The following is a 5794-nucleotide window of genomic DNA, read 5'->3' as shown; positions in this document are numbered from 1 at the left end:
GCTCGCCGGCGAGCCGGCCTAATTCGAGTGCTAGCATTTCCCGGCGTTCTGATGGCCAATTGCGAGTGATCCGAGCAACGCCTCCTTTGGCTCGTACCCTGGCAACGGCCTCCACGAGATCGTCGGTCGGATCCCATCGTCGGGCGGTGATAAGGCCGCCAGTTTTGGCGTCCTTGCCGAGCTGCCAGACCCAACTAGAGCGACCGCGCCAACTGACGCGCTGAGCTTCGGCGCCAATTTCGTATTTGGCTTGTTGCATCGTTCGCCACGTGTGTTGGCGCTGGACTGACAGACGTCGAATGTCGTTCGTTGCGACGGGCCCAACGGGTGAGCAATTGGCGCAACCAGGCGGCAGCCTCGTCTCTCGCGGTCATAACGGTCTTTCCTCATCAGTTTCCTCGCTCGCTTTAACGGTGCCGATTCTTCGCGAGGATCCCCCAGTTTGGAAATCTGGCGACATCAATGCCCAGCGCTTCGAGCTTGTTGCGAATTTCAGTGCATGTCCAAAACTTCGGCGATCCGTCGGCGTACAGGCCCATTCCCTTTGCCACACACTTCTTGCTTCGTGTCCGCAGCACGTTGACGAAGGCTCCTTTGCTGCAAGCGAAAATGTTCACTCTGAGTTTTTCATCTGCAAGCGCTGCCGGCCCCGCACCGAGGCAGACGTGGAATTCCGCCTCGCTGATAAGCCCTTCGTCGACGGTAAGTGCGAACGCCGGCGCATGCCAACGCTGTGCATTGCAGTCGCCGAGTACTTTGAGGACCTTGGACGTCAGCGCGATTACTTGGTCGCCGCGTCTAATCAAGCCAACGTTGTCGTCGCTGCGTTCCCCTAGCTCGTTAGGAGTTTGTTGAGACTGTTGAGTTGGTGGAAGCTTGGCATGAAACAGCTTGGTTTGAGCTTGTTGCGCGTCATCGTCCAGAAAATCCCCGTGGGTTTTTTCTGGCTTATCCGCGTCGGCCTCGTTGTCTCGGTCGGCATCCCGTTTGGTCAGGGCCGCTTCGCCCGTTTCCGGTTCGAAGAGTTCTCCCTGCTCATCGCGGTCGCCGATACTTCGCCACTCATTTGGATCGACTACTTCGACGTCCAATCCGGCGGCGTCGTAGCTTCTTACCCTCAACCAACCTTTATCGCGTAGCCCGAAGACTGCGCTTTTGGCACTCGTTGGGTCTTTGTTGCCAACAAACCTTGCCAGCTCGTCCCACGTGATTGGAGGCGGCAACCCCGGAGCGCACCCTGCTTTCATCCAGAGGGCCAGCAAATAGAGCTTCTGCGACGCCCCGAGCTGCTGGGACCGCATGACGTTCACGGGCGCAACCCGCTCGATCCATGCCGCCAGGTCGGACGATTCCTGTGTAGATGGACGCATCGACTATGCTCCTGGTTGTTGCTGAGCACAGCGCGGAGCGCCTGCCCTTTTTTCAGAGGTCGGCAACGGGAATGGCTACAACGGCTCATGCGCCCTTCCTCCCTTCGCCGATACGCGCTTTGAATTCGCGATCGGCCGCGGCGAGCCGCTGCCGCATGGCTCGCTGAGGCGCAGGGGCTGTCGCCACGTCGAGAGTCGACGGAGCGATTTGATCGCGGGCGTTAACCGCCGCGTGGAATTCTTCCAGGGCGCGTGGATCCACTACTCGTTTGCCGCCATGACGACGGGTGACCAGGCGAATCCCGCCGACGCCAACCTTCCACCAACGAAAGATCGTGGCCCGGTTTACACCTTCGCGCTCCGCCGCCTGCTGCAGTGTGAGACGTTCGACTCGTCGAAAGCATCCCATTGCTCGTTCTCCATGTTTGTGCCGTTTCGCAACATGGAGATCATTAAAACTAGCGCTTCAATTCGGTGATTTGAAGCGCGTTAGTTTGCTCGAAAAAGTTTACGTGGCTGGTCGCAACTCCTTGAGAATACGACGTTTGGGGCGACCATTATCTCTTCCGATTAGCGATTTTCTCGAAGATCGCAACGGCGTACTGATTTGAAGCGCGCGATTTGAAGCGCCAATTGGATCCGCAGGCTACGAATTTGGTTTGTCCTTCTGGCTGCGGTTGAAGTTCGAGATAGTATTTCGTGTGAATTTGCTATCAAGTCCGAGCCGGCGTGCAATGACAATTGGTTTCAATTGCCGGTTTGCACAAAAGTACTCGATCACTAATTGAGCGTCTTTCTTGTGCTGATCTGACGCGTGATCTCGACCACGTTTGTTCGCCTTTCCTTTCCGATCTTTAGTGTTCTTGGATTTCAGCGTTGAGATCGTCGAGTCGCCTACGGCTGCCCTCGGTTGAGCCTCGTCATTGGGAAGTTGCTCGACGTGGTTCAGCTGTCGGAGATGTCTTGTAGCCTTCCAGACCGCACCCTTGGTTACGCCGTGGCGCTTGGCCAGCTCCGCAATATCCTTATCACCTTGCCGGAAGTCGGCGGCAATTGCACGATGGCGTTCGGCCACGGAGGGATCTCTTCGGCCTCTCGGCCTCCCGTCGTACGTTCGCAATGGCGCGGTAACTGCTCGAATGGTTCCACGGCTCACTCCGAATTGAGTCGCCAGCACAGCCGAGTCGTGTTCGCCGTTTTGGTAGGCTACAACAATCGCTTGGTTGCGTTTTACGATACGATCGAGTGGCAACCTAACGCGCCTCCAATTGCGCAAGCTGACTTTCGTGCCTTCTGTGCGGCCGCTGTAGATCGTCACTGCCGCTTGTAGCTTTTCCCGAGCTAAACATTTCTTTGATCTGAGACGCCGCGGCAAGACTCTGTCAAGGAATAAGTATCTGAAGCCTGGCGTCTTGGCGATTTCGCCCATTTTATTCTGACTCCAGGCATTGCTCGCGACATCGCGGAAGTTCCACATCAGGGCAAATGGAACGAACATGCCAGCTCTGATCATTCCCTGTTTCAAGTGTTTAGGCCGTTTCGGGAGCTGGCCAGTGGCGTATTCCTCGAGTGGGTCGCCTTGATCCGCCGTTAAATTCAAGATGTCACAGCACTTTTGTTTTTCGTTGTTCCACTGGTCTGGCGTGAGGGGCGGGGAAAGTGCCGCCAGCGTCGATGGACGGTGATATGTGTTGGCGAAGCGCAACAGGGAATCTCGCTTCTTTTGTAACCAAGCTTTTGAAGTTCCTCGCGTTCCGGCGTTGTCTTTCGAGAGTTGGTCCCCAGCGGCGGCGACCCAAGCGGACTGGTCGTCGAGCCAGCTCAGCGGATAGCCGTTCTTGCAGCATTCGATAGCGACGTCGAGCGCTCGTCGGTCCTTTTCACTGGCCCGCCAGCGCACTAATGAGCGGCTACCGCAACGAGCCCGGGCGATACGTCCGTATTGGCTTTCGGCCTGCCTCAGTTGGGTGATGTTTCGCTCGATGACATAGACACCACTTGGAGTGATACCAGAAAGAAGCCACAAGACGCGTTCATACCATTCGTCCAAGGAGCGCGCGCGCCACACGTTATGTTCGAACCAGTCGCGGTACGGCCCCGCGTGGTCGCGCTTTTGCTTTGCATCAATGCGCACCGCATTTGCCATGTGGGCGGTGTAGTCGAGCGTGGCGTCGATGGCTTGGACCTGCTCAATTGTCAGCACGTGGATATCGCCAGGTGGGTTCGCTCCCAGCAATAGGAATCGTTCGAACCACGCTAAGTCTCCGTAGCGACGTAGCGCCGTTTCAACTCTGCTACGTTTCAGGGGCTCGTCCAGGATGTCGAGTTGATTCACCAACTTGATCGCTTCGGACTTGCTCACAGGCGGCGTGTCGCCAGCGAGAGTTCCCAAGTTGGGTTTCGTGACTTCGTTGAGGAGCAACACCCAAACAGGCGCGTACATCAGCTTCACCTTGCCATCGTCATAGATGCGCAGTTCGGTTGGAGACGCGTTTTTTGTTGATTCGGTTTCCATTGTTCAACCTCGATGGTCTTATTCCATTTACCGAGCGATTCGCAGGGCTGGCGCGTTGCCTACCGGCGCATAACGCTCCGTTGTCCGCTGATCTTTGTGCCCAAGCGCGGATTGAGCGGCCTCTAAGCCGCCCTGTGCTCGCGCCTCCGTCGCGCGTGCTCGGCGCAGACAGTGAGAGCTCCAATGCGGGATTTCGGCGCGTTTCCATTCCGCCTCGGTGGGTTCGCGCCCCAACTGCTTTTCCAGCGCGCTTCGGCGGACTTGATTTGCCTCACGGATGCCGCGGGTGATGGCATGTCCGTAGCTGTTGCGGTCGTACTTTTCGCGGACGCGACGTGATGGCGCACGCTCGGCCCCGGCGTCGGTGCGAAGCGGTTGAAGGATTCGGTACACGTTGCACGCTGTCAGCCCGAAATTCTGCGCCAACACCTTGGCGTCCCGCTCCCCAGCGAGGAAGGCGGCGCGGATCGCCTCGTCGCGTTCCCGCTGACGCCACTTAATGGCGTCAGCCGGCCGAAATAGGTATCCAGTCGGGTAGCGGAGTAAGTAGGGGCTCAGAATCGCTTGAGCCTCTTCTCCCAAAGGGATCTCGCATTCCTCGCCGAGGTGTGCGGTCTTGTGTCGGCTGGGGCGGTACATCCATTTGCCCTGGTACGCGGGGTCGGCGGTCCGGTCGACCTCCGCGGTCTGCATCCCCATCGCGTTGCCAGCTCGGCAGCCGGTGAGCCGTTGGATCCGCACCATGTCCCGTACCGGCGGAGGCAAGTAGGGCAACGTTGCTTCTACCCAGATGTCGTCGGCACGTTTCGGTTTGGGCGCTTCTCTCGCCCCGCTCTCCCCCGCTCCCAACGCGTCGATATTGCAGATTCGCGATGCAGCTTCCCCAAAGTTCTTGTTCCTGACGACTTCCCGGACCAACGCCCACTTGAAGATCTGCTTGACGCGCGCCATGAGGCTGTTGATATACGTGCGGGCGCGCCGTTCGTCGATCATCGCATCACGCATTTCCAGGATTTGAGCTACGCGAAGCTCGCTGACGAGCGTGTGTCCGCATTGCTTTTCAACCCGCATGACCGCCTGGCGCAGGTTGTCCAAATGCGGTTTGGGCTGCTTGTCCGCTGTTTGGTACCTTTTCTCCGCAAAGCTCCAGTAGTGCAGGAGCATTTCCTTGACGAAAAGAATCTCGTCAGCCGGCGTTTCCGGCGACGTGACCGCGGGCGCCGCTGGCGGCGCTTCGGCCAGCTCGGCGAGGCGTTGCCGGTACTTCTTTTTGGTCGCCTTGGCGTGGAACGGTCCCAAGTACTCGCGGCGACCATTGACGCAGATAAAGCCCTGACCGGTCTCGGCGTGGAACCGTAGCTTTCGCTCACGCTTGACGCCAATCTTGCGGGCCGCCGCGATCACCCGGTGCCGTGGGACGCCTAACCGTTCACCGATCTCGCGTTGAGAAAGCTTTCCGGCAGCGAGCAACCGTTCCATCTCCCTTTGATCGATTTCGCTAGCTGCCGCTTTCCGCCGCCGAGCGGGTCGCTGCACGGATTTCGCGCCGGCTTCGTTGGCCGATCGTGCGCGAAGCTCGGCCAGCCTCCGGTTGCTCTCAGTAAGAAGCGGCTCGAGAGGCGAGCGCAGCTCCGGCGACAGGGTGTCGAGCATGCGCTCCAGCTTGAGTGCCTGCGCCTCGAGTGCGGCGATGACGTCCGACAACTTCGACATGTGCATGCCCATTTTCGACCAAAGGGACATATGTCCCTTTGGTCGTCGGTTTGGCCTGCACTGCCGATTGTCGACAGGTGGACGCAATCACTTGCGGCGGCAGAGGTTACGAAAGTGGGCGATAAAGGACTCGAACCTTTGACCCCCAGCTTGTCGAGCTGGTGCTCTAACCAACTGAGCTAATCGCCCTGGAGAT

Annotated in this window: 5 protein-coding genes and 1 tRNA gene; all 6 read right to left on the bottom strand. The window is 58.4% G+C overall.

The features are described from left to right. A partial coding sequence (locus tag SGJ19_05160; GenBank protein MDZ4779620.1) for a hypothetical protein occupies positions 1–259 on the bottom strand: 259 nt, incomplete at its 3' end. 148 nt (positions 260–407) lie between these two features. Beyond that, a complete protein-coding gene (locus SGJ19_05155; protein MDZ4779619.1) occupies positions 408–1310 on the bottom strand; it encodes a hypothetical protein in 903 nt (300 codons plus the stop codon). Positions 1311–1455: 145 nt separating this feature from the next. Continuing rightward, positions 1456–1779, bottom strand: a complete 324-nt coding sequence (locus SGJ19_05150) for a hypothetical protein (GenBank protein MDZ4779618.1) — start codon at positions 1777–1779, stop codon at positions 1456–1458. Positions 1780–2016: 237 nt separating this feature from the next. Beyond that, entirely contained in the window at positions 2017–3885 is a 1869-nt protein-coding gene (locus SGJ19_05145; GenBank protein ID MDZ4779617.1) for a hypothetical protein, read from the bottom strand. A gap of 27 nt (positions 3886–3912) precedes the next feature. Beyond that, positions 3913–5598, bottom strand: a complete 1686-nt coding sequence (locus SGJ19_05140; protein MDZ4779616.1) for a hypothetical protein — start codon at positions 5596–5598, stop codon at positions 3913–3915. 115 nt (positions 5599–5713) lie between these two features. Further along, positions 5714–5787, bottom strand: a tRNA-Val gene (locus tag SGJ19_05135). Between the last annotated feature and the right edge of the window lie 7 nt (positions 5788–5794).

This window comes from Planctomycetia bacterium (genome assembly GCA_034440135.1).
Taxonomy (GTDB): domain Bacteria; phylum Planctomycetota; class Planctomycetia; order Pirellulales; family JALHLM01; genus JALHLM01.
The sequence above is the reverse complement of the archived record's forward strand: the minus strand, read 5'-3'. Positions and strand labels throughout refer to the sequence as shown.